Here is a 17,707-nt window from a genome sequence, read left to right as displayed (position 1 = left end):
GGATTGGAAGGGCCGCCGCCCGGGTAGCCGGTCGTATTGCTGCACACAGTTGAGGAGGCGGCCATGCTGCACGAATTTGTCTTGGCCGCGCAAAGCAACCCCGAGGCGGCTGGCTTCATCTTGCGCGGGATCAAAGGGATCTTCGTCGCGATAGGCAGCGTCATTGCGGCAATAATCTGCGCCGTCATCGCTTCGATGAAGGGACGCAGTGCCCTCGGTTGGGGAATCTGCGGCCTGTTCTTCAGCATCGTGACGCTCATCATCGTCATCATCATTCCGAGCAAACGGACCTGAGTCGCCGGCGAACGGCATCCGTCGCCTCGGGTTGTGGATGGATGCCCGACTGGGGATAACTGCTTGACAGATAGACGGTTACGCGTCGATTGGCGCCGGCCGTGTCAGAGCCGCCGCGCATCTTGGAGCGCATGACGACGCTGACTCGCACCCAACTGGGCGCATTGGGCGAGCAATTGGCCGTAGACCATTTGACTGACCAAGGCTTGCGGATCCTGGCCCGCAACTGGCGCTGCCGGTACGGCGAACTGGACGTGATCGCCGCTGACCCGGCCACTCGCACACTGGTTTTCGTCGAAGTCAAAACCCGCACCGGCGACGGCTATGGCGGGTTGGCGCAAGCGGTCAGCGCAACCAAGGTACGCAGACTGCGCCGCTTGGCCGGGCTCTGGTTGGCCGGCCAACACGAGCACTGGTCGGCGATGCGCATCGATGTGATCGGTGTGCGAATCGGCCGCCGGCGCGTTCCCGAATTGGCTCACCTCGAGGGGATCGGCTGATGGCGCTCGGACATGCGTTCTCCGTTGCGGTCCGCGGATTGGACGGACACATCGTCGAGATCGAAGCAGATATCACCTCGGGGTTGCCGGGCGTGCACCTGGTTGGCCTCCCCGATGCGGCATTGCAGGAGTCCCGCGACCGGGTACGGGCAGCGGTCCAGAACTGCACCAATAACTGGCCGATGTCCAGGCTGACTCTCGCGCTTTCACCGGCGACGCTGCCGAAGATGGGTTCGGTCTATGACATCGCCCTGGCCGCAGCGGTGTTGTCGGCGCAGCGCAAAAAACCGTGGCATCGCCTCGACAAGACGGTGCTGCTCGGGGAGTTGTCCCTTGACGGCAGGGTGCGCCCGGTTCGCGGGGTGCTGCCCGCCGTGCTGGCTGCCAAGCACGACGGCTGGCCGGCCGTGGTCGTTCCCGCCGAGAACCTGGCGGAGGCCAGTCTGGTGGACGGCATCGATGTCTGGGGAGTGCGCACCCTCGGTCATTTGCTGAGCTGGCTCAACGGGGCCTCGCCCTTGGACCAGGCGATGCCCGCTGCGGCAGCCGAGTACGAACCGGCGGCCGACTTAGCCGATGTCGTCGGGCAATCGCAGGCGCGGTTCGCTGTGGAGGTGGCGGCCGCCGGCGGGCATCACCTGATGCTGACCGGTCCACCAGGGGTCGGCAAAACAATGCTGGCGCAACGCCTTCCGGGGTTGTTACCACCGCTGTCACACGAGGAGTCACTGGAAGTCACCGCCATACACTCGGTGGTTGGGCTGCTCTGTAGCGATACGCCGCTGATCACCAGGCCACCTTTTGTAGCACCGCACCACAGTTCGACGGTCGTCGCGCTTGTCGGCGGGGGATCGGGGATGGCGCGTCCGGGTGCGGTCAGCAGGGCCCATCGCGGAGTGTTGTTCCTCGACGAATGCGCCGAGATCGGCGTCAGCGCGCTCGAAGCACTGCGAACCCCGTTGGAAGAGGGTGAAATTCGCTTGGCCCGCCGCGACGGCGTGGCGTGCTACCCGGCGCGGTTCCAGTTGGTGCTGGCGGCAAACCCGTGCCCGTGCGCGCCGGCCGACCCGCAGGACTGCATCTGTGCGGCCGCGGTCAAGCGCCGCTATCTGGGCAAGCTCTCCGGACCGCTGTTGGATCGGGTGGACCTGCGGGTGCAGATGCATGCGGTTCGTGCCGGCGCCTTCTCGGGTGGGGACGGTGAGTCCACCGCGCAGGTCCGTCACCGGGTGACGATGGCCCGGTTGGCAGCCGCCGAGCGATGGCGACCGCACGGCTTTCGGACCAACGCCGAAGTCAACGGACCGTTGCTGCGCAAGAAGTTCCGGCTCGGCAACGCCGCAATGCAGCCGCTGCGTAATGCCCTGGACCGTGGCGTGCTCAGCATCCGTGGCGTGGACCGCACTCTGCGCGTCGCGTGGAGCCTGGCCGACTTGGCCGGGCGCACCTCACCGGACCTGGCAGAGGTCGCCGCCGCGTTGAGTTTCCGGCAACCGGGAACACAGCGATGAGCGGCCAGGTAGATGATCCGACATCGCGAGCCTGGGCCTACCTGTCCCGAGTGGCCGAACCGCCCTGCGCTGAACTGGTTGCGCTAGTCAGATCCGTGGGACCGCAGGAGGCGGCCGATCGGGTTCGGCGGGGCAAGGTTGACGACGACCTACTACGTCATACTGCGGCTCGGCGAGAAAACGACTGTGCTGCAGCAGATTTAGAGCTACTTGCACGGCGGGGTGGCCGGTTGATCACGCCCGATACCGAAGAGTGGCCGGTGCTGGCGTTCGCGGCGTTCGACGGGGCCGGTACGCGCAAGGGCGCGCCACTGGTGCCACCGATGGTGCTGTGGGCGATGGGTCCGGCGCGCCTGGACGAGGTAGCCCGGCGTGCGACTGCAATGGTGGGGACCCGGGCGTCCACCCCCTACGGCGACCATGTTGCCGGCGAACTGGCCACCGGCCTGTCCGAACGCGAAGTCGCGGTCGTCTCCGGTGGCGCCTACGGGATCGATGGTGCAGCACATCGTGCCGTGCTTGCGGCGGACGGGATCACCGTGGCAGTTCTGGCGGGTGGGCTCGACATTCCCTATCCGGCTGGGCATTCCGCGCTGCTGCATCGGATCGGTCAGCACGGATTGTTATTCACTGAATATCCGCCCGGTATCCGTCCGGCGCGCTACCGATTCCTGACCCGGAACCGTCTGGTCGCCGCGGTGTCCGGTGCCGCAGTGGTCGTCGAGGCGGGATTGCGCAGCGGCGCTGCCAACACCGCCGCCTGGGCGCGGGCCCTGGGCCGGATTGTGGGCGCGGTTCCTGGACCGGTGACCTCTTCGGCCTCGGCAGGGTGCCATGTATTGCTGCGCGACGGTGCCGTGCTGGTCAGCCGCGCCGACGACATTGTCGAGCTGGTCGGGCACATAGGGGAGCTGGCTGCCGAACAGCCACGACCGGTGACGGCGCTAGACGAGCTAGGTGAGGCCGAACGCAGGGTGTACGAGGCTTTGCCGGGCAGAGGCGGCGCCACGGTCGACGAGATCGCGGTGAGCGCCGGACTGCGCCCAGAGCAGGTATTGGGGCCGCTGGCGATCTTGGACCTGGTCGGCCTGGCGGAGTGTCGTGACGGTTGTTGGCGAATCGTCCGTCGAGGTCGCGCGAGGACGCGCCTCGTATAGTCGGTGGAGGGTTGGGTGTTATCAGGGAGGACAAGTGGCAGGTCGGCCGCTGCAGGCGTTCGAGGTAGTCGGTACCGAAGAGCTGACGCCGCACATGGTCCGGGTAGTGCTGGGCAGCAAAGACTTTGGTGCCTTTGTGCCCAGCAAATTCACCGACTCCTACGTCAAGCTCGTCTTCGTCCCTGACGGCATTGACGTGCAGGAATTGCCGCAGCCACTGACGATGGACAGTTTCGCTGACCTGCCGCCAGAGCAGCGGCCGCCGGTACGCACCTTCACGGTGCGTCGGGTCGACGAAGACGCCGGCCAGATCACCTTGGACATTGCGGTGCACGGCGAGCACGGCGTAGCCGGGCAGTGGGCCGCTGCGGTCGAGCCGGGCGAGCCCATATACCTGATGGGACCTGGTGGGGCCTACAAGCCCGATCCCGCGGCCGACTGGCACCTATTGGCCGGAGACGAATCCGCGCTGCCGGCCATTGCCGCGGCGTTGGAGGCGCTGCCTGAGACGGCGGTCGGCAAGGCGTTCATCGAGGTCGCCGGACCCGACGACGAGATCGAGTTGACCGCTCCCGAGGGTGTCGAGGTGAACTGGGTATTGCGCGGGGGTCGTGCGGATCTGGTCCTCGAGGACCGGGCAGGGGACCACGCGCCGCTGATCGAAGCGGTCACCACCGCGCCCTGGCTGCCCGGTCAGGTGCAGGTCTTCATCCATGGCGAAGCCCAGGCTGTCATGCACAATCTGCGGCCATACATTCGCAAGGAGCGCGGCGTCGACACCCGGTGGGCGTCGATTTCGGGCTATTGGCGACGTGGCCGCACCGAAGAGTCGTTCCGGCAGTGGAAGAAAGAACTGGCCGAGGCGGAGTCCCAGTCCGAGGGGTCGTCGTAGCCCGCCGCACTGGCATTCTCTAGGGCATGGCATTCGGCGACTATCAGCTCGAGATTTATTTTCAGGGTCTGGCCGGCGTAACGCCCCCACTCCCAATGGCCTTCGCGGAGTTGGAAGCCAAAGCCGCAATGGCGCTGCCGCCCTCGGTGTGGTCCTACGTGGTGGGGGGAGCCGGCGACGAGCGCACCCAGCGGGCCAACCGCGAGGCCTTCGATCGCTGGGGACTGATGCCGCGCATGTTCATTGGCGCGACCGACCGGGACCTCTCGGTCGAGATGTTCGGGCTGACCCTGCCGTCGCCGCTGTTCATGGCGCCGATCGGCGTCATCGGACTCTGCGCGCAGGACGGCCACGGCGACTTGGCGACCGCACGCGCGGCCGCGCGCACCGGGGTGCCGATGGTGGTATCCACGCTGACCGCCGACCCGATGGAAGACGTTGCTGCACAGTTCGGCGATACTCCCGGCTTTTTCCAGCTGTACACGCCGAAAGATCGCGACTTGGCCGCCAGCCTGGTGCACCGGGCCGAAGCCGCGGGATTCAAAGCCATCATCGTCACCCTCGACACCTGGATCCCGGGTTGGCGGCCGCGTGACCTGAGCACCGCGAACTTCCCCCAGCTACGCGGGCTTTGCCTGAGTAACTACATCAGCGACCCGGTGTTCCGTGCCGGGTTGCCCAGACCGCCGGAAGAAGACCCTCAAGGCACCGTGCTGCAGTGGGCGCAAACCTTCGGAAATCCCCTCACCTGGGATGATCTGGCCTGGCTGCGGTCGTTGACGGACCTGCCGCTCATCATCAAAGGCATCTGCCATCCCGACGACGCCCGGCGCGCCAAGGACGGCGGCGTCGACGGCATCTACTGCTCGACCCACGGCGGTCGGCAGGCCAACGGCGGGCTGCCGGCGCTGGATTGCCTGCCGGAGGTGGTCAAGGCGGCCGACGGACTGCCCGTGTTGTTCGACTCTGGGATCCGAAGCGGTGCCGACATTGTTAAGGCGCTGGCCATGGGCGCCACCGCGGTCGGGGTCGGCCGGCCGTACGCCTACGGGCTGGCGCTGGGCGGCATCGACGGTGTCGTGCATGTGTTGCGCATGCTGCTCGCCGAAGCCGACCTGATCATGGCCGTGGACGGCTATCCGACCCTCAAAGATCTCACCCCGGACACACTGCGGCGCGTCCTGTAGAAAGACCACGCCACATCAGCCAGCGTGGGGGAGTGCCGGCTGACAGCGAGGTGATCCTCGAAGAATTCGACGACTACCTCGAGCTGCAGTGCGGTCGCTCGGCCCACACCCGCCGCGCCTACCTGGGGGACCTGCGGTCGCTCTTCGATTTCCTGGCCGAGCGGGGGACTGCCCTGGAGGGGCTGAATTTGCCGGTGTTGCGGTCGTGGCTGGCAACCGCCGCCGGGGCCGGCGCGGCTCGCACCACGCTGGCGCGACGCACCTCCTCGGTCAAAGCGTTCACCGCCTGGGCCGCCCGGCGCGGTCTGCTCGCCTCCGACCCCGCGGCGCGGCTGCAGGTTCCGAAAGCACACCGCACCCTGCCCTCGGTATTGCGCCAAGACCAGGCCCTGGCGGCGATGACGGCAGCACAGTCCGGTGCCGATCAGGGCGACCCCCTGGCATTGCGGGACCGGCTGATCGTCGAGTTGCTGTACGCGACCGGAATTCGGGTGAGCGAGCTGTGCGGCTTGGACGTCGACGATGTCGACACCGGTCATCGATTGGTCCGGGTGCTCGGTAAAGGCAACAAGCAGCGCACCGCCCCATTCGGGCAGCCGGCAGCCGATGCGTTGCAGGCCTGGCTGACCGAGGGGCGGCCGGCGCTGGCCACCGCGGAATCCGGGCCAGCGCTGCTGCTGGGTGCGCGCGGCCGTCGTCTCGATGTGCGCCAGGCCCGCACGGTGGTGCACCAGACCGTCGCCGCGGTGGACGGCGCGCCCGACATCGGGCCGCACGGCCTGCGGCACAGCGCGGCCACCCACCTACTGGAAGGCGGGGCGGATCTACGGGTGGTGCAGGAACTGCTGGGCCATTCCAGCCTGGCCACCACTCAGCTGTACACCCACGTCGCGGTCGCCCGGCTGCGCGCCGTGCACGACCAGGCTCACCCGCGCGCCTAGCGCGCGCTCGCGCCGAACAGCGGCTTGAGCCGGATCGGGGTGGATTCCAGCAACCCCACCGGATCGACATAATCTGCCCGCGAGGCGGCACCCCACATCGCACCCCAGTGCAGACATGCCGCTGCCCGGCACCCGGCGTGGCCGGACAACAGCTCACCGAGTACCGACCCCGCCACCACGTGCTGACCCGCCGAGACACTCGGTCGTACCGGTTCGTAGCTCGTCCGCAGACCGCCCGGATGGGCTAGCGACACCACGGGACGGCCCGCCAGCAACCCGGCGAACACCACCAAGCCGTCGCCCGCGGCATACACCGGCTGTCCCGATGTTCCGGCGAGATCCACCCCGCGGTGTCCGGAAAGCCAGTTCGGCGCGGGCGCATCGAACGCCCGCACCACCTCCGGGGGCCGCAACGGCCAGCTCAGCCGCGAGCTGTCGGCCTCGGCAGGTGGCGCGTTGAGCAGCACCCAGCACAGAATCGACAACAGAACCCATCGCACCTGCTCAGTGGACCGTGCAACGTCAATAGCGGCCAGTCACCGGTGTGGACGCTGTGGACGGAAAAAGCACCGGTCGCGGCGGTGTAGACTTTCCGACGCAGCTCGCTTCAGCGGGCTGACTTCGCGCGTCTGCATCGCGGCCCGGTGGTTCAGGGATCCGCAACAGCCATGCCGAGCGGTCCCGGAAGCCGGAAAGCGGTCGACGGGTTCGGCATCGCAGCAGACGCCAGGGCCCGGCTTCACCCGATGCCGAGCGACAACCGACACATGAAAGCTGGACTTAGTCATGGCTGTTGTGACCATGAAGCAGCTGCTGGACAGCGGCACCCACTTCGGGCACCAGACCCGTCGCTGGAATCCCAAGATGAAGCGGTTCATCTTCACCGACCGCAATGGCATCTACATCATCGACCTGCAGCAGACGCTGACCTACATCGATAAGGCGTACGAGTTCGTCAAGGAAACCGTCGCTCACGGTGGCAGCGTCATGTTCGTCGGCACCAAGAAGCAGGCGCAGGAGTCCGTCGCGGCCGAAGCGACCCGGGTCGGTATGCCGTACGTGAACCAGCGCTGGCTGGGCGGCATGCTCACCAACTTCTCCACAGTGCACAAGCGCCTGCAGCGCCTCAAGGAACTCGAGGCCATGGAGCAGACCGGCGGCTTCGAGGGTCGCACCAAGAAGGAAATCCTGATGCTGACCCGCGAGAAGAACAAGCTGGAACGCAGCTTGGGCGGTATTCGCGATATGGCGAAGGTGCCGTCGGCGGTCTGGGTTGTCGACACCAACAAGGAGCACATCGCCGTCGGTGAAGCCCGCAAGCTGGGAATCCCGGTCATCGCGATCCTGGACACCAACTGCGACCCGGACGAGGTCGACTACCCGATCCCGGGCAACGACGACGCGATCCGCTCGGCCGCGCTGCTGACGAAGGTCATCGCTTCGGCAGTGGCCGAAGGCCTGCAGGCGCGTGCCGGATTGGGCCGCGGCGACGGCAAGCCGGAAGCCGCCGCCGCCGAGCCGCTCCCCGAGTGGGAGCAGGAGCTGCTGGCCGGTGCCGCTGCCACCACTGGTGCCGCTGCCACCACTAGCGCCGCTGACAACACCGGCGCCACCGAACCAACCACGGATGCATCCTAGGAAGGGTTGAGCATTGGCGAACTACACTGCTGCCGACGTCAAGCGGCTTCGGGAGTTGACCGGCGCTGGCATGCTCGACTGCAAGAACGCGCTGGTGGAGACTGACGGCGACTTCGACAAGGCCGTCGAGGCGCTCCGCATCAAGGGTGCCAAGGACGTCGGCAAGCGTGCCGAGCGTGCAACGGCCGAAGGCCTGGTCGCCGCGAAGGGCGGCGCGTTGATCGAGTTGAACTCCGAGACCGACTTTGTCGCCAAGAACGCCGAGTTCCAGGCGCTCGCCGACAAGGTGGTCGACGCCGCGGTGTCGTCCGGAGCTACCGATGTCGACGCGCTCAAAGCGGCCAGCACCGGCGGCGAAACCGTCGAAGAGGCCATCGCAGCGCTGTCGGCCAAGATCGGCGAGAAGCTCGAACTGCGCCGGGTCGCGAACTTCGACGGCACGGTGGAGGCATACCTGCACAAGCGGGCGGCGGATCTGCCGCCGGCGGTGGGCGTGCTGGTCGAGTACACCGGCGACAACGCTGAGGCCGCCCACGCGGTGGCGTTGCAGATCGCGGCGCTCAAGGCCCGCTACCTCACTCGCGAGGACGTGCCGGAAGACGTCGTCGCCAGCGAACGCCGGATCGCCGAGGAAACCGCCAAGGCCGAGGGTAAGCCGGAGCAAGCTCTGCCCAAGATCGTCGAGGGCAGAGTGAACGGCTTCTTCAAAGACACTGTGCTGCTGGAGCAGCCGTCGGTGTCTGACAACAAGAAGACGGTCAAGGCGCTGCTCGACGAGGCCGGCGTGACCGTTACCCGGTTCGTTCGGTTCGAGGTCGGCCAGGCCTGACGGGTAGGCGAGCGGCCATGTCTCGCATACACGCTTTCGGCGACGACGCCCTCGGCGAGCTCGACGCCGTGGGGCTCGCCGAGGCGCTGCGGTCCCGTCAATTGAGTCCGCAGGAAGTAGTCGAAGCCGCCATCGCGCGCAGCGAAGCCGTCAACGACCGGCTCAACGCGCTGGCGTACCGGTCGTACGACAGTGCGCGGGAGGAGGCGGCGCGCGAGGTCGACGGGTTCTTTGCGGGAGTGCCCACCTTCATCAAGGACAACATCGACGTCGCGGGTCAACCGACGATGCGCGGCACCGACGCGTGGCAGCCGTATCCGGCGAAGTCGGACAGCGAAGTGGCCCGCTTGGTGCTCGGCACCGGCCTGATCTCGCTAGGCAAGACCCAGCTGTCGGAGTTCGGATTCAGCGGTGCCGCCGAACACGCCCGGTTGGGGCCGGTGCGCAACCCGTGGCACCCCGACTACACCGCTGGTGCCTCTTCGTCGGGATCGGGAGCTTTCGTCGCGGCCGGCGTGGTGCCCATCGCACACGCCAACGACGGCGGCGGTTCGATCCGCATCCCGGCGGCCTGCAACGGCCTGGTCGGGCTCAAGCCGTCGCGCGGCCGGCTGCCGCTGGACCCGGAACTTCGCCGGCTGCCGGTGGTCATCGTCGCCAACGGCGTCCTGACCCGCTCGGTGCGCGACACCGCCGCATTCTTCCGCGAGGTTGAGCGCTCCTACCGTTCCCGCCGGCTGCCGCCGATCGGCGATGTCACCCGGCCCGAAAAGCAGCGCCTCAAGATCGCCGTGTTGACCCGTTCGGTCGACCACGAATCCAGTCCCGAGGTCAAGGACCTGACGCTCAAGACCGCCACGCTGCTGGAAGAGCTCGGTCACCGCATCGAGCACGTCGAAACCCCTCCGGTGGCAACCACTTTCGGCGATGACTTCGTGCTCTACTGGGGGCTGCTGGCGCTGGCGCAGGTGCGCACCGGCCGGCTCACCTTCGGCAAGACGTTCGACGCGTCCCGGCTGGACAACTTGACCCTGGGATTGGCTCGGCATGCGACTCGTAACCTGCATCGGATACCCAGAGCGATCATGCGGCTGCGCGGCGCTCGGCGCGAGAGCGCGCCGTTCTTTGCCACCTATGAAGCCGTCCTCACCCCGACGGTCGCCGCCGAGCCGCCCCGCATCGGATACCTCAGCCCGACCGACTACCAGCAGGTCATCGACCGCCTGTCGCGATGGGTGGCGTTCACGCCGCTGCAGAATGTCACCGGTGATCCCGCGATCTCCCTGCCGCTGGCTCAGTCCGCCGATGGCCTACCGGTGGGCATGATGCTGTCGGCAGCGATCGGCTCCGAAGCGCGGCTGCTGCAGTTGGCCTTCGAGCTCGAAGAGGCTCGGCCGTGGGCCCGGATTCAGGACTGACCGCTCAATCGGATCCCAGCCTCTCGAGCATGCGCTTGAACTCGAATTGCTCAGTTTCGGTCAATCGAGCGAGCAGTCGCGCATCGGCGGCGAGTACGACGGCCTCGGCGCGTTTCAGCAACGCCCGGCCCGCGCCGGTCAACGTGGCGGGCAGCGCTCGTCCGGAAGACACCGAGGCCGGCCTGTCTACCGCGCCGAGGTCCTGCAACTTGCGCAGCACCGTGTTCATCGCCTGGGGGGTGATGCTGGCCCGCCGCGCCAGTTCGGCGCTCGATGACCCCGGCGATTGCGAAAGTATCCGCAAGCAGACGAATTCCGGGAGGGTGAGGCCCAGTGGGCCCAAGGCGGCCGAGACCCCCGGACGCAATACCGCCCCCACCCGGTACAGCAGGTAACCCAGCGGAGCGTCGACGCGTTCAGTCATATCAAGCATCTTGACATAGCAATAGTGCGTCGGGTCGGGCGGATTTGCCCGTGATTCGGCGTTGACAACTGGTGCCAGTGTGAATCAAGTGGTTCGAATTAATATGTGGTTCAAATCAAATCCGCCGGATCCGCGCAGCTCACAGGCGGTATTCAAGGAATTCACCGGAGCGCAGGTGTTTGAGGCCTGGATTCAACGGTAATGCGAGGCGAGTGCGGTTAAGCGCCCAACGTCGAGTTGCTGGCCGCGTGGAACGAAACCCAACGGAGAGGATTTTCAGCGTGAAGTTCACCAAAACCACTGCGAAGACGGCCCTGGGTGCCGCGGGCATAGCGGCGGTGAGCCTTTTCGGCGCAGCCACTGCGTCGTCCGCGCCCACCATCGTTGAGGGACTCGGTACCCCCGAAACACTGGTCGACGGCCCGCTGGTGACTGACTACACCGTCAGCAACCTGCAGCCGGCCAACATCACCATCCCCGGCTACACCCCGAAGGGTCAGCTGTGGCAGGCCGACGTGAACGTGAAGGCCAACAGCGGCGTCGTGACACCGGTGGTGTCCAACTTCAACGCCCGCGCCGACGGTCAGAACTACCGCGTGATCTCCGCGCCGGCTACCCCGCAGGGGCTCAGCCCGGCACCGATCACGCAGGGCAACACCGCGACCGGCAAGCTCTACTTCGACGTGACCGGTGCGCCTCCGACCGGCGTCGTGTACAACGACGGCGTCCAGGATGTCCTGGTCTGGGAGGCCAGCCCGGGCAGTCTGCCGGCGCCCAACGCGGTGCCGGGCCAGCAGCCCAACACCGTGCCCGGCCAGCCGAACACCGTGCCCGGTCAGGTCAACCCGGCTCCCGGCCAGCCGAACCCGGCCCCGGGTCAGCCGAACGCCGTGCCCGGCCAGGCCAACATGGTCCCCGGCCAGATGACGCCGGAGTCTCCGGCTGAGGCCTAAACGGCTAATCGAAACGGTTGATTGAAACCTCCCCGCGCCAAGCCCATGGCGCGGGGAGGTTTCTGTTCGGGCCGGCCCCGCGGCATTGATCTGAGTTACGTGTGGGCGATCTGGGTATGCGACAGAGTATGACTCACAGCGATCACCGACCCTCAGAAGTCATCGGCCAAGCGCAGCGCCAAGCGGAGGATGCGCGGGCATCCATGCAGCGCAAGCGTGAGAAACAGGATGGCGGCGTCAGCGGCTGGGTGGCGCAACGAGCCGGTGAGTGGGATCTGGAAGGCCAGGACGAGGCCACCATGCATCGCCAGAAGTTCTTCTGGAACGCGTTGGTGGACTACTGGTTTCGGATGGAGATCGACGGTTGGGAGAACATTCCCGAACCGCCGGCGCTGTTGATCGGAATTCACTCCGGGGCGCCCTTCGTGTGGGACGCGTGGACCGTCGGCCTGCAGTGGTGGCGGCGATTCGGCCCGGACCGCCCGCTGCACGGCACCGCGCACGACGCGCTGATGGCGATTCCGGGTATCGGACGCTATTTCCGAGCGATGGGGGTGCTGCCTGCTGCGCCTGATGCGATCGCCACCGCGCTCGCCGAGGGGCGCGACGTCGCGTTGTGGCCCGGTGGTGAGGTGGATTCGCTGCGTCCGTGGGTCGAACGTGACCGGGCCAACCTGGCCGGCCGTAAGGGGTTCGTGAAAATGGCGATCCGCGCCGGGGTCCCGATCGTGCCGATCGCCACGGTCGGCGGTGCCGACGCCATGCCGGTGCTGATCCGCGGCGATCGCCTTTCGCGTGCTCTGCGATTGGATAAGTTCCTGCGGCTGAAGGTGTTTCCGGTGGCGATCTCACTGCCCTGGGGTATCGCACCCGCGGCCCTGCCGCAGCTACCACTGCCCGCCAAGATCCGGACCCGGTTCATGCCCGCGGTGGAACTGGACAACGATGCCTCCCGCGCCGATGACGACGACTACGTCGAGACCAAATACCGCGAGGTTCAGGACAGCATCCAAGAAGGGATGGACGCGTTGGCGCGCAAGCGCGCGCTGCCGGTGTTCGGCTGAAAGATCACTGCGCCACCGGATCTCGCGTCCGCTCGGGCGGGTCGTCGGCGCCCAAGGGTTTCAACGCGGGCTCGAGGACGATCCACCGCGGCTGCGGCGGCGTGACTGCCATATAGCCCACGCCCCGCACCGTGTCGACCATCGATTCGTGTTCGGCGCCGAGTTTGGCGCGTAACCGTCGTACGTGCACATCGACAGTCCGAACCCGACCATTGCTCTCATAGCCCCATACCTCATGCATCAGCCGGGTCCGGCTGAACGCCCGACCGGCGTGCTGCACTAGGAAATTCAACAACTTGAACTCGGTCAGCGTCAGATCCAAGTCTTGGCCGCTCAACGACGCCGTGTAGCTGGCCGGATGCAGAACGAGGTCGCCGAATTGCAGGGTGCCGCCGATGGCTCTGCGCCGTCGGCTGACCGCCAGCCGCAAGCGTGCCTGCAATTCGACCGCGCCGGCCGCGGCCAGCACGACGTCGTCGAAATTCCAGTCGACACCGACGTCTAGGAAGCTGACCGCTGAAACTACAACGACCACCGCTACGGCCGGAGCGTTCGCGGTCAGCCACCGGCACGCCTTCCGCGCCGCCACCGGATCGTTGCGCGCGTCCACGACTGCCACGTCGACGCCTTTGACCGTGTCCTGATGTGCGTCGTCCACTGGCGCGGTCCGCACGGTCAGCGCCAACGACTCCAGCTTGGGCAGGGCGGACGCGAACTCGGCGTCATCGGTGAGTAGCAGGACATCCATCGCCGTCACCCCCGACCGTGCCCACCTCCGCCGAATGTCACCCCGACGAAGGTTTTATTACCCCGTTAGGGAGGCGATTATTCCATTTTTGTTACAGCCGGCAGGGCTGACGGCCGAGTCCGGCCTCAAGAAAGTTGGAGCGAAATTCGATGGGCCCGGTCCGTGATCCCAGACCGGGCCCATCTCGAAACAAGTTCTACTGGTTGGACTTTTGGCGTTCCTCAGCCACTTCCGCGGACGCGCGGGCCGCTTCGGCCTGTGCCTCTTTCTTCGCCGCGTCTCGCTGGGCTTCGGCCTTGTCCTGCTGGGCTTCGCCTTCGTTGACGAGGTCGCCGCGACCGGTGACGGTCCCAATGGCTTCCTTGGCTTTACCCTTGACGTCCTCGACGACGCCCTTGACGGCTTCCGCCGGTCCCGATTTGTCGTCCGCCATGGTTCCTCCTCAGTTGCCCGTACCAAGCCCTTACCACGCTCGCGGCGAGTCCCGAAAGCCTTTTCTAAGTCTTCTCGAGGCCTTTTCGAAGCCTTATCCAAGCCTTCTCGAAGCCTTCTCGAAGCCTTCTTCAGGCCGCCGCCGACCGCCGCGTGCAGCGAATTCCCGAACCGTTGCAGGATCAAACATGTGGACCGAATAGTGCACCCCGCCCACGCCGGAGCATGCCGATGAGGCAGGATTGAGACGCGCCGTCCCGGGTAGTCGCCGGGTTGGCAGTCCCGTGCGAGGAGACCGATGACGGAGCCAAGGCCGACGAGCAGCAACGGTGGACCGGCCCATTCGACTTCCGGCTCCTCGTCGAAATACTCGCGGGTGCTGCTCAAACTGGGCGGTGAAATGTTCGGTGGCGGCCAGGTGGGACTCGATCCCGACGTCGTGGCACTGGTCGCTCGGCAGATCGCCGAGGTAGTCCGCGGTGGCGTGCAAGTAGCCGTCGTCATCGGCGGCGGCAATTTCTTCCGCGGGGCGCAGTTGCAGCAACGCGGCATGGAGCGCACCCGGTCGGACTACATGGGCATGTTGGGCACCGTGATGAACAGCCTGGCCCTGCAGGACTTCCTGGAAAAGGAGGGCATCGCGACCCGGGTGCAAACCGCAATCACCATGGGTCAGGTGGCCGAACCGTATCTTCCGCTGCGGGCGGTCCGTCACCTGGAGAAGGGCCGGGTGGTGATCTTCGGCGCCGGCATGGGGCTGCCGTACTTCTCCACAGACACCACCGCGGCGCAGCGGGCTTTGGAGATCGGCGCCGAGGTGGTCTTGATGGCCAAGGCGGTCGACGGGGTGTTTGCCGACGACCCGCGCGAAAACCCCGAGGCTGAATTGCTCACGTCGATCAGCCACCGCGAGGTCATCGATCGCGGTTTGCGGGTGGCCGACGCCACCGCGTTCAGCCTGTGTATGGACAATGGCATGCCGATCCTGGTGTTCAACCTGCTTACCGACGGCAATATCGCCCGTGCGGTTGCTGGTGAGAAGATCGGGACGCTGGTCACTACCTAAGGGGCGCAGATGATTGACGAGGCTCTCTTCGATGCCGAAGAGAAAATGGAGAAGGCCGTATCGGTGGCCCGAGACGATCTCTCGACAATCCGTACCGGCCGCGCCAACCCGGGCATGTTCAACCGGATCGCCATCGACTATTACGGCGCGAACACTCCGATTACCCAATTGGCCAGCATCAATGTCCCCGAGGCGCGGATGGTTGTCATCAAGCCCTACGAGGCGAGTCAACTGCATGCCATCGAGACGGCGATCCGCAACTCCGACCTGGGAGTCAATCCCACCAACGACGGCACGATCATCCGGGTGGCCATTCCGCAGCTGACCGAGGAGCGTCGCCGTGAGCTGGTCAAGCAGGCGAAGGCGAAGGGGGAGGACGCCCGGGTTTCGGTGCGAAACATTCGTCGCAAGGCAATGGAGGAATTGCACCGCATCCGCAAGGACGGCGAGGCCGGCGAGGACGAGGTCACGCGGGCCGAAAAGGATCTGGAGAAGTCCACCCACCAGTACGTCGCGCAGATCGATGAGCTGGTCAAACACAAAGAAGGCGAGCTGCTGGAGGTCTGAGGACCTGTCCAGCGGTGAAGTCCATCCAAGTCCGTGGCAGCTACTGAAGCCGACGCCGGCAGCCCGGCCGACGAACCGGTCAACGCGTCACAGCCGCCGGCCAAGAAGGCGTCGCGGGCGGGTCGCGATCTGCCCGCAGCGATCGCGGTTGGGGGCAGCATCGGCGCGGTTCTCATCGCGACGATGCTCTGGGCGCCGCATTTCTGGGTGCTGTACTGCGCACTGGCCGCCTTCGTCGCGAGCCACGAGGTGGTACGCAGACTGCGCGAGGCCGGGTACCTGATCCCGATCATCCCGCTGCTGCTCGGCGGGCAGGTGACCGTCTGGCTGACCTGGCCGTACCGCGCGGTCGGCAGCGCGGCCGGCTTCGGTGCCACGGTCGTGGTCTGCATGATCTGGCGGTTGTTCATGGTGGACAGGCGGGTGCGGGACAGCACCAGCCCCGACGGAGCGCCGCCGCCCAGCAACTACCTGCGCGACGTGTCGGCGACGGTCTTTCTGTGCGCCTGGGTACCGCTGTTCGCCTCGTTCGCCGCGATGCTGGTCTACGACCCACAGCACGGCCCGGGCTGGGTGTTCTGCATGATGATCGCGGTCGTCTCTTCCGACACCGGCGGCTACGCCGTGGGGGCCCTGTTCGGCAAACATCCGATGGTGCCGAGGATCAGTCCGAAGAAGTCCTGGGAGGGTTTCGCGGGCTCGCTGATCTGCGGCATCACCGCGACCGTACTCACCGCGACGTTCCTGGCCGGCAAGGAGCCCTGGGTCGGTGCACTGCTGGGCCTGCTCTTCGTCCTGACCACCACCCTCGGTGACCTGATCGAGTCGCAAGTCAAGCGGGATCTGGGGATCAAGGACATGGGTCGGCTGCTGCCTGGTCACGGCGGTCTGATGGATCGTCTGGACGGCATCCTGCCGTCGGCGGTGGCCGCGTGGACCGTCTTGACGCTGTTGCCCTGATACTGGACTGGTAATGGTCCAACAATTGGTCTTCGATGCGCCTCGCCGGGGCAAGCCGCCGCGGCACCTTGCCGACCTCGACGCCGACGGCCGCGCGGCCGCCGTCTCCGAGCTCGGCTTGCCGGCGTTTCGGGCCAAACAGCTCGCACACCAGTACTACGGACGGCTGATCGCCGACCCGCACCAGATGACCGACCTACCGGCTGCGGTGCGCGACCGGGTCGCGACAACCATGTTCCCGACCTTGCTGACCCCGGTGCGCGAAGTCACCTGCGACGCGGGCCAAACACGCAAGACGTTGTGGCGTGCCGGCGACGGCGCGACCGTCGAGTCGGTGCTGATGCGCTACCCGCAACGCAACACCGTGTGCATCTCGTCGCAGGCCGGCTGCGGCATGGCCTGCCCGTTCTGCGCCACCGGACAAGGCGGGCTGACCCGCAATCTGTCGACCGCCGAGATCCTCGAGCAGGTGCGTGCCGCCGCCGTGGCGCTGCGCGACGACTTCGGCCCCGAACCGCACCGCCTGTCCAACGTGGTGTTCATGGGGATGGGGGAGCCGCTGGCCAACTACGTCAGGACGGTGGCCGCGGTGCGCCGCATCATCGAGCCGCCGCCGTCCGGCTTCGGCATCTCCGCGCGCTCGGTGACGGTGTCGACGGTCGGACTGGCTCCGGCCATCCGCAAGCTTGCCGACGAGCGGCTCGGTGTGACGCTGGCCCTGTCGTTGCACACGCCGGACGACGAGCTGCGCGACACATTGGTTCCGGTCAACAACAGGTGGAAGGTCAGCGAAGTGCTCGACGCCGCCCGCTACTACGCCGACGTGACCGGTCGGCGGGTATCGATCGAGTACGCGCTGATCCGCGACGTCAACGACCAGCCGTGGCGCGCAGACCTGCTGGGCAAGCGATTGCACCGCGCCCTGGGGGCGTTGGTGCACGTGAACCTCATCCCGCTCAATCCGACTCCGGGCAGCGACTGGGATGCCAGTCCCAAGCCGGTGGAACGCGAGTTCGTCAGACGTATTCGCGCACAAGGCGTTTCGTGCACAGTGCGGGATACGCGCGGCCGTGAGATCAGCGCGGCGTGCGGACAGCTGGCCGCCGAAGGCGGGTAGCTGGCGGCG

The 17,707-nt window shown here is 66.6% G+C and carries 20 protein-coding genes; 16 read left to right on the top strand and 4 right to left on the bottom strand.

Going from position 1 to position 17,707, the window contains the following annotated elements; all coding sequences use genetic code 11:
- Positions 1-63: 63 nt before the first annotated feature.
- The 7 genes from A5636_RS18775 to A5636_RS18745 all read left to right on the top strand — a co-directional run bounded on the left by A5636_RS18775 (position 64) and on the right by A5636_RS18745 (position 6,482).
- Complete coding sequence (locus A5636_RS18775; protein ID WP_065160140.1) at positions 64-294, top strand: deoxyribodipyrimidine photolyase; 231 nt, start codon at positions 64-66, stop codon at positions 292-294.
- A gap of 131 nt (positions 295-425) precedes the next feature.
- The gene (locus A5636_RS18770) at positions 426-794 is read left to right on the top strand and encodes a YraN family protein (protein ID WP_065160165.1); all 369 of its coding nucleotides are present in this window, start codon (positions 426-428) and stop codon (positions 792-794) included.
- Positions 794-2,305 carry a YifB family Mg chelatase-like AAA ATPase gene (locus A5636_RS18765; RefSeq protein ID WP_065160139.1) on the top strand — a complete coding sequence of 504 codons (1,512 nt, stop codon included), beginning with the start codon at positions 794-796 and terminating at the stop codon, positions 2,303-2,305. The genes A5636_RS18770 and A5636_RS18765 overlap by 1 nt, the downstream gene beginning before the upstream one ends.
- Positions 2,302-3,462, top strand: coding sequence for a DNA-processing protein DprA (dprA, locus tag A5636_RS18760; RefSeq protein ID WP_065160138.1), 1,161 nt, complete (start codon positions 2,302-2,304; stop codon positions 3,460-3,462). Before A5636_RS18765 ends, dprA begins: the two co-directional genes overlap by 4 nt.
- Positions 3,463-3,496: 34 nt before the next feature.
- Positions 3,497-4,354: a siderophore-interacting protein gene (locus A5636_RS18755; RefSeq protein WP_065160137.1), complete on the top strand. Its 858-nt coding sequence runs from the start codon at positions 3,497-3,499 to the stop codon at positions 4,352-4,354.
- A 26-nt stretch (positions 4,355-4,380) separates the two neighbouring features.
- Positions 4,381-5,541: a lactate 2-monooxygenase gene (locus A5636_RS18750; RefSeq protein WP_065160136.1), complete on the top strand. Its 1,161-nt coding sequence runs from the start codon at positions 4,381-4,383 to the stop codon at positions 5,539-5,541.
- A gap of 32 nt (positions 5,542-5,573) precedes the next feature.
- A complete protein-coding gene (locus A5636_RS18745; protein ID WP_065160135.1) occupies positions 5,574-6,482 on the top strand; it encodes a tyrosine recombinase XerC in 909 nt (302 codons plus the stop codon).
- Here the strand turns inward: A5636_RS18745 and A5636_RS18740 are convergent.
- The gene (locus A5636_RS18740) at positions 6,479-6,982 is read right to left on the bottom strand and encodes a M23 family metallopeptidase (RefSeq protein ID WP_065160134.1); all 504 of its coding nucleotides are present in this window, start codon (positions 6,980-6,982) and stop codon (positions 6,479-6,481) included. The two genes, A5636_RS18745 and A5636_RS18740, sit on opposite strands and share 4 nt — an antisense overlap.
- A 286-nt stretch (positions 6,983-7,268) precedes the next feature.
- On the opposite strand from A5636_RS18740, the gene rpsB reads away from it, so the two are divergent.
- Genes rpsB through A5636_RS18725 form a run of 3 tightly spaced genes read left to right on the top strand, consistent with a single transcriptional unit; the run spans position 7,269 to position 10,367 of the window.
- Positions 7,269-8,120, top strand: coding sequence for a 30S ribosomal protein S2 (gene rpsB / locus A5636_RS18735; RefSeq protein ID WP_065160133.1), 852 nt, complete (start codon positions 7,269-7,271; stop codon positions 8,118-8,120).
- Between the two features lie 13 nt (positions 8,121-8,133).
- Positions 8,134-8,949, top strand: a complete 816-nt coding sequence (gene tsf, locus A5636_RS18730; RefSeq protein WP_065160132.1) for a translation elongation factor Ts — start codon at positions 8,134-8,136, stop codon at positions 8,947-8,949.
- A gap of 17 nt (positions 8,950-8,966) precedes the next feature.
- Positions 8,967-10,367: an amidase gene (locus A5636_RS18725; RefSeq protein WP_065160131.1), complete on the top strand. Its 1,401-nt coding sequence runs from the start codon at positions 8,967-8,969 to the stop codon at positions 10,365-10,367.
- Positions 10,368-10,371: 4 nt separating this feature from the next.
- Here the strand turns inward: A5636_RS18725 and A5636_RS18720 are convergent, their stop codons facing one another.
- A complete protein-coding gene (locus A5636_RS18720) occupies positions 10,372-10,791 on the bottom strand; it encodes a MarR family winged helix-turn-helix transcriptional regulator (protein WP_065160130.1) in 420 nt (139 codons plus the stop codon).
- Between the two features lie 281 nt (positions 10,792-11,072).
- On the opposite strand from A5636_RS18720, the gene A5636_RS18715 reads away from it, so the two are divergent.
- Together A5636_RS18715 and A5636_RS18710 are read left to right on the top strand one after the other, a co-directional pair.
- Complete coding sequence (locus tag A5636_RS18715; protein WP_065160129.1) at positions 11,073-11,744, top strand: DUF1942 domain-containing protein; 672 nt, start codon at positions 11,073-11,075, stop codon at positions 11,742-11,744.
- Between the two features lie 128 nt (positions 11,745-11,872).
- Positions 11,873-12,808 carry a lysophospholipid acyltransferase family protein gene (locus A5636_RS18710; RefSeq protein ID WP_065160164.1) on the top strand — a complete coding sequence of 312 codons (936 nt, stop codon included), beginning with the start codon at positions 11,873-11,875 and terminating at the stop codon, positions 12,806-12,808.
- Between the two features lie 4 nt (positions 12,809-12,812).
- On the opposite strand, the gene A5636_RS18705 is transcribed toward A5636_RS18710, so the two are convergent.
- Together A5636_RS18705 and mbp1 are read right to left on the bottom strand one after the other, a co-directional pair.
- Positions 12,813-13,556, bottom strand: coding sequence for a winged helix-turn-helix domain-containing protein (locus tag A5636_RS18705; RefSeq protein ID WP_065160128.1), 744 nt, complete (start codon positions 13,554-13,556; stop codon positions 12,813-12,815).
- Between the two features lie 196 nt (positions 13,557-13,752).
- A complete protein-coding gene (gene mbp1, locus A5636_RS18700; protein ID WP_065160127.1) occupies positions 13,753-13,989 on the bottom strand; it encodes a microaggregate-binding protein 1 in 237 nt (78 codons plus the stop codon).
- A 297-nt stretch (positions 13,990-14,286) separates the two neighbouring features.
- Between mbp1 and pyrH the strand changes: the two genes are divergently transcribed.
- Genes pyrH through rlmN form a run of 4 tightly spaced genes read left to right on the top strand, consistent with a single transcriptional unit; the run spans position 14,287 to position 17,698 of the window.
- On the top strand, positions 14,287-15,054 hold the full coding sequence (gene pyrH, locus A5636_RS18695; protein ID WP_081287873.1) for a UMP kinase: 768 nt from the start codon (positions 14,287-14,289) through the stop codon (positions 15,052-15,054).
- Between the two features lie 9 nt (positions 15,055-15,063).
- Positions 15,064-15,621: a ribosome recycling factor gene (frr, locus tag A5636_RS18690; protein ID WP_065160125.1), complete on the top strand. Its 558-nt coding sequence runs from the start codon at positions 15,064-15,066 to the stop codon at positions 15,619-15,621.
- A 33-nt stretch (positions 15,622-15,654) separates the two neighbouring features.
- On the top strand, positions 15,655-16,581 hold the full coding sequence (locus tag A5636_RS18685) for a phosphatidate cytidylyltransferase (protein WP_065160124.1): 927 nt from the start codon (positions 15,655-15,657) through the stop codon (positions 16,579-16,581).
- A 13-nt stretch (positions 16,582-16,594) separates the two neighbouring features.
- Complete coding sequence (gene rlmN, locus A5636_RS18680) at positions 16,595-17,698, top strand: 23S rRNA (adenine(2503)-C(2))-methyltransferase RlmN (protein ID WP_065160123.1); 1,104 nt, start codon at positions 16,595-16,597, stop codon at positions 17,696-17,698.
- Positions 17,699-17,707 lie beyond the last annotated feature (9 nt).

It is taken from the genome of Mycobacterium asiaticum (genome assembly GCF_001673315.1).
Classification (GTDB): Bacteria; Actinomycetota; Actinomycetes; order Mycobacteriales; family Mycobacteriaceae; genus Mycobacterium; species Mycobacterium asiaticum_B.
The sequence above is the reverse complement of the archived record's forward strand: the minus strand, read 5'-3'. Positions and strand labels throughout refer to the sequence as shown.

Excerpts from the sequence above, each read along its gene's own strand:
- dprA (WP_065160138.1), top strand. The coding sequence starts at position 2,302 with ATGAGCGGCCAGGTAGATGATCCGACATCGCGAGCCTGGGCCTACCTG.
- mbp1 (WP_065160127.1), bottom strand. The coding sequence starts at position 13,989 with ATGGCGGACGACAAATCGGGACCGGCGGAAGCCGTCAAGGGCGTCGTC.
- A5636_RS18750 (WP_065160136.1), top strand. The coding sequence starts at position 4,381 with ATGGCATTCGGCGACTATCAGCTCGAGATTTATTTTCAGGGTCTGGCC.
- A5636_RS18770 (WP_065160165.1), top strand. The coding sequence starts at position 426 with ATGACGACGCTGACTCGCACCCAACTGGGCGCATTGGGCGAGCAATTG.
- A5636_RS18765 (WP_065160139.1), top strand. The coding sequence starts at position 794 with ATGGCGCTCGGACATGCGTTCTCCGTTGCGGTCCGCGGATTGGACGGA.
- rpsB (WP_065160133.1), top strand. The coding sequence starts at position 7,269 with ATGGCTGTTGTGACCATGAAGCAGCTGCTGGACAGCGGCACCCACTTC.
- A5636_RS18705 (WP_065160128.1), bottom strand. The coding sequence starts at position 13,556 with ATGGATGTCCTGCTACTCACCGATGACGCCGAGTTCGCGTCCGCCCTG.
- pyrH (WP_081287873.1), top strand. The coding sequence starts at position 14,287 with ATGACGGAGCCAAGGCCGACGAGCAGCAACGGTGGACCGGCCCATTCG.
- A5636_RS18725 (WP_065160131.1), top strand. The coding sequence starts at position 8,967 with ATGTCTCGCATACACGCTTTCGGCGACGACGCCCTCGGCGAGCTCGAC.
- A5636_RS18720 (WP_065160130.1), bottom strand. The coding sequence starts at position 10,791 with ATGACTGAACGCGTCGACGCTCCGCTGGGTTACCTGCTGTACCGGGTG.
- A5636_RS18775 (WP_065160140.1), top strand. The coding sequence starts at position 64 with ATGCTGCACGAATTTGTCTTGGCCGCGCAAAGCAACCCCGAGGCGGCT.
- A5636_RS18710 (WP_065160164.1), top strand. The coding sequence starts at position 11,873 with ATGACTCACAGCGATCACCGACCCTCAGAAGTCATCGGCCAAGCGCAG.
- frr (WP_065160125.1), top strand. The coding sequence starts at position 15,064 with ATGATTGACGAGGCTCTCTTCGATGCCGAAGAGAAAATGGAGAAGGCC.
- rlmN (WP_065160123.1), top strand. The coding sequence starts at position 16,595 with ATGGTCCAACAATTGGTCTTCGATGCGCCTCGCCGGGGCAAGCCGCCG.